Consider the following 4466-nt stretch of genomic DNA (forward strand, 5'->3'; position numbering starts at 1 on the left):
TCCCGGGCCGAGATCCAGGCTGCGATCATCGCAGCGGATGTCCGGCTTCAGGTGACGCAGCTCTACGTCGAAGCGGTCGCCGCCGACCGGCGGGTAACGACAGCGCGGGACCAGGCCCGGATCGCCAGCGACGCGCTGCGCGCCGCGAGCGTCCGCGTGCAGGCGGGGCGTGCCTCTCCGCTGGAGCAACAGCGTGCGGACGTCGCCCGGATCAATGCCGATGCCAATGTGGAGCGGCAGCTTCGCTTGGCAGAGGCCGCCCGCGCCAATCTGGCGCGTCGGATTGGCCGACCGATCGACGGCGCGCTCGATGACACGCTGCTCGATCGCCTGCCGGGGGCGAACGTCTATGGGCCGGTGGCACCGGTCAACACAACCGGCACGCTCGCGCTGGCGGCGGCGAACGCGGATTTCTCGATCGCGGAAGCCGGCGTGCGGCTCGCGCGCGCCAATCGCGTCCCTGACCTCAATGTCGGGCCTGCGATCCGCCGCCTGGAAGCGACCAACGATATGGCGGCGGTGTTCACCGTGTCGATCCCGATCCCGGTGTTCAACAATGGTCGCGCGGCGATCGCGCAGGCGACCGCGCAGCGGACACAGGCGGATGCACAGCGTCGCGTGACCGCGCTCGACATCGAACAGGCGATCACGGACGCGCAGGCGCAAGCGGCCAATGCCGCAACGACGGCTCGTGCGGCGTCTGGGCCGGCGCTGGCGGCTGCACAGGAGGCCGCCCGCATCGCGCGGATCGGTTATCGCGAGGGCAAGTTCGGCCAGCTCGAATTGCTCGATGCGGAACGCACTCTCGCTGAAACGCGGGTCGCCGCGATCGATGCGCTTGCCAACTACCAGAATGCCCGCGCGCAAGTGGAGCGACTGACCGCTCCTGCGCCCAATGGGGGAAATCAGTGATGAAGAGCTTCTATCTCGCGGGCGCGGCGTCACTCGCCCTGCTGTTGGCTGCCTGCGGTGGCAAAGACACCGGGAACGAGGCGGCCGCCAATGGAGCAGCCGGCAATGAAGCGGCTGCTGGTGCGGAAAAGGGCGGTGCTGAAGGCGGTCACGCTGATGAGGGCGTCGTCCTATTGGGTGCCGATCAGATCGCTGCGGCGGGCGTCCAAGTCGGACGGCCGATCATCGGCGGAGCCGGAACGATCGAGCTTCCCGCGATCATCGAGGGCGATCCCCAAGGCACGCAAGTCGTCTCGGCCGCGATCGCGGGACGGGTGGTCGCACTGACGCGCAACCTTGGTCAATCCGTGGGGCGCGGCCAGACTATCGCGGTAATCGAGAGCCGCGAGGCGGCGCAAATCAAGGGCGAGGTCGAAGCGGCACGGGCACGGCTTCAGCTCGCCAATTCGAACCTCGCACGCGAGCAACGGCTGTACGCGCAGAAGGTGTCTCCTGAGCAGGATCTGATTGCTGCCCGCACGGCGGCGACGGAAGCGCGGATCGCGCTGACGCAGGCGCGGAGCATGGTGTCGGCCGCCGGTGTCGGCGGCGGTGGTCTCAACCGGCTCGGCATCGCCGCGCCGATCTCGGGACAGATCATCGCGCGCCCCGTGACGCTGGGACAGACGGTTGCGGCGGACGCCGAACTCTATCGCATTGCCAACCTGAGCCAGGTGTCGATCGCGCTCAATCTGAAGGCTGAGGATGCGGGCCGGGTACGCCCCGGCAACACGGTACTGGTCAAGGCGGCGGGCCGTCAGGCGACCGCGCGCGTGACCTTCGTGTCGCCAGCACTCGATCCGCAGACGCGGCTCGTGCCCGCCCTTGCCACGCTCGACAATCGCGGTGGTGAATGGCGGGTCGGCGAGCCGGTGACGGCTGCCGTCCAGCTCACGGGCAGCGGCGGTAGCGGCGCAATCCGCGTGCCGACAACGGCGGTCCAGAGCTTCGAGGGCAAGTCGGTCGTGTTCGTTCGCACGCCTACGGGCTTCAAGGCGACTCCGGTCCAGCTCGGCGATGCATCGGGCGACACGGTGATCGTCCGCTCGGGCCTGACCGGCAACGAACAGATCGCCACCACCGGAAGCTTCACGCTCAAGGCCGAGATCGGCAAGGGCGAAGCGAGCCACGAGGATTAAGCCATGATCGCCCGCATCGTCACATGGGCGGTCGAGAAGCGCTGGCTTGTCCTGCTGCTCACCGTCATCGTCGCCGCCATCGGCGCGTTTTCCCTCTACCGGCTGCCGATCGACGCGGTGCCGGACATCACCAATAATCAGGTCCAGATTAACGTCCGCGCACCCGCGCTCTCGCCCGAGCTGGTCGAGAAGCAGGTGTCGTTCCCGATCGAAACCGCGCTCGCCGGCACTCCAGGCCTTGAATATACGCGCTCGCTGAGCCGCAACGGCTTCGCGCAGATCACCGCGGTCTTTTCGGACGCCACGGACATCTATTTCGCCCGTCAGCAGGTGGGTGAACGTCTGCAGGGCGTGCAGGAGAACCTGCCCGATGGCGTAAACCCCGAAATGGGTCCGATCGCGACCGGCTTGGGCGAGGTGTATATGTACACCGTTCGGCTCGAGCATCGCGCAGACGACAAGCACAAGCCCGGTGAACCGGGCCAACAGCCCGATGGCAGTTATATCACGCCAGAGGGCGAGCGACTGACGACCGAAGAGGACAAGGCGACCTACCTGCGCACTGCGCAGGACTGGATCGTCACGCCGCTTCTCAAGAACACTCCGGGCCTCGCCGGCGTCGACTCGATTGGCGGTTACGCCAAGCAGTTCCTCGTCGTGCCCGATGTGCAGAAGCTGGCCTCGCTCGGCATCACGCTGACCGACCTGGGCAATGCGCTGGAGCGCAACAACACCAGCGTCGGCGGCGGCTTCGTCAATCGCAATGGCGAAGGTCTGGCTGTCCGCTCGGATGCGCTGGTGCGCAATGCCGGCGAGTTGGCCAGGACCGTGATCGCGACACGTAACGGCGTGCCGATCACGGTCGAACAAGTCGCGACCGTGAAGACGGGTCAGGCGATCCGCATGGGTTCGGCCTCGGAGAATGGCACGGAAGTCGTCGTCGGCACCGCGATCATGCGGATCGGCGAGAACAGCCGCGTCGTGTCGACCGCGGTCGCGGAGAAGCTTAAGACGATCAACGCGTCGCTGCCCCCTGACGTCGTAATCCAGCCGGTGCTCAACCGCACCGAACTGGTCAACTCGACGATCAAAACGGTTGCCAAGAACCTGTCGGAAGGCGCGGTACTGGTCATCGTCGTGCTCTTCCTGCTGCTCGGAAACTTCCGTGCGGCGCTGATTGCGGCGCTGGTCATCCCGATTACCATGATGCTGACCGGCTTCGGGATGCTGCGTGCTGGCGTCTCGGCCAATCTGATGAGCCTCGGCGCCCTCGACTTCGGTCTGATCGTCGATGGCGCCGTCATCATCGTCGAAAACGCACTGCGCCGGCTTGCCGAGCAACAGCATCATGAAGGCCGATTGCTCAGCGTCAAGGAACGGCTCGCAACCGTGGCAGCCGCTGCGCGTGAGATGATCCGTCCCTCGGTGTACGGGCAGGCGATCATCATTCTTGTCTATGTGCCGCTGCTCACATTGACAGGCGTGGAGGGCAAGACGTTCGTGCCGATGGCGCTCACCGTCATCATCGCGCTCGCCTTCGCCTTCATCCTCTCGCTGACCTTCGTGCCGGCGATGATCGCGATCTGGCTATCGAAGAAGGTTGAGGAGAAGGACGGCCGCATCATCACGTGGCTGAAGAAGCGCTACGAACCTGGTCTTGATCGGGCCATGAAGCGTCCGACCGTGACGATCGGGGCGGGTGTCGCGAGCCTTGTGGTGGCGGCGCTGGCCTTCACCACGCTCGGCTCGGTGTTCCTGCCGCAGCTCGATGAAGGCGATTTGCTAATCCAGTCGCTCCGTATTCCGGCGACGTCGGTCCAGCAGAGCCAGGCGATGCAGGTGCCGATCGAGCGAATGATGTCGAAGCAGCCGGAGGTGCAGTTCGTCTATTCCAAGACGGGCACCGCCGAGCTGGCGGCCGACCCGATGCCGCCGAACGCAACCGACATGTTCGTTATCCTGAAGCCGCGCAAGGATTGGCCGGATCCTGAGCTTCCCAAGGAGGAGCTGGTCAGCCGGATCGAGGGTAAGCTCGCGAAGTTCCCGGGCAATGCCTATGAGATCACCCAGCCCATCCAGATGCGCTTCAACGAGCTGATCGCCGGCGTTCGCGGCGACATCGCGGTGAAGGTGTTCGGGGACGACTTCAACCAGATGAACCGGACGGCCGAGCAAATCGCTGCGACGCTGCGTAAGACGCAGGGTGCCGCGGACGTGAAAGTCGAGCAGACGACCGGTCTTCCCATGCTCGACATTCGCGTCAACCGCGACGCGATGGCGCGGTTGGGCGTTACGGCTCAGGATGTGCAGGACACCGTGACTGCGACGATCGGCGGGCGAACATCGGGCCAGATCTTCGAGGGCGACCGTCGCTTC

The 4466-nt window shown here is 65.7% G+C and carries 3 protein-coding genes; all 3 read left to right on the forward strand.

Features of this window, described 5'->3' with window-relative positions; genetic code table 11:
- Positions 1-912 (forward strand): TolC family protein (locus tag IMZ35_RS32390; protein ID WP_199444620.1); only part of this gene is annotated, 912 nt, incomplete at its 5' end.
- Positions 912-2090 carry an efflux RND transporter periplasmic adaptor subunit gene (locus IMZ35_RS32395; RefSeq protein WP_058733721.1) on the forward strand — a complete coding sequence of 393 codons (1179 nt, stop codon included), beginning with the start codon at positions 912-914 and terminating at the stop codon, positions 2088-2090. The genes IMZ35_RS32390 and IMZ35_RS32395, both read left to right, overlap by 1 nt.
- 3 nt (positions 2091-2093) lie before the next feature.
- On the forward strand, positions 2094-4466 hold a 2373-nt coding region (locus tag IMZ35_RS32400), incomplete at its 3' end, for an efflux RND transporter permease subunit (RefSeq protein ID WP_199444621.1).

The organism is Umezawaea beigongshangensis, from assembly GCF_016464305.1.
Taxonomy (GTDB): Bacteria; Actinomycetota; Actinomycetes; order Mycobacteriales; family Pseudonocardiaceae; genus Umezawaea_A; species Umezawaea_A beigongshangensis.

Excerpts from the sequence above, each read along its gene's own strand:
- IMZ35_RS32395 (WP_058733721.1), top strand. The coding sequence starts at position 912 with ATGAAGAGCTTCTATCTCGCGGGCGCGGCGTCACTCGCCCTGCTGTTG.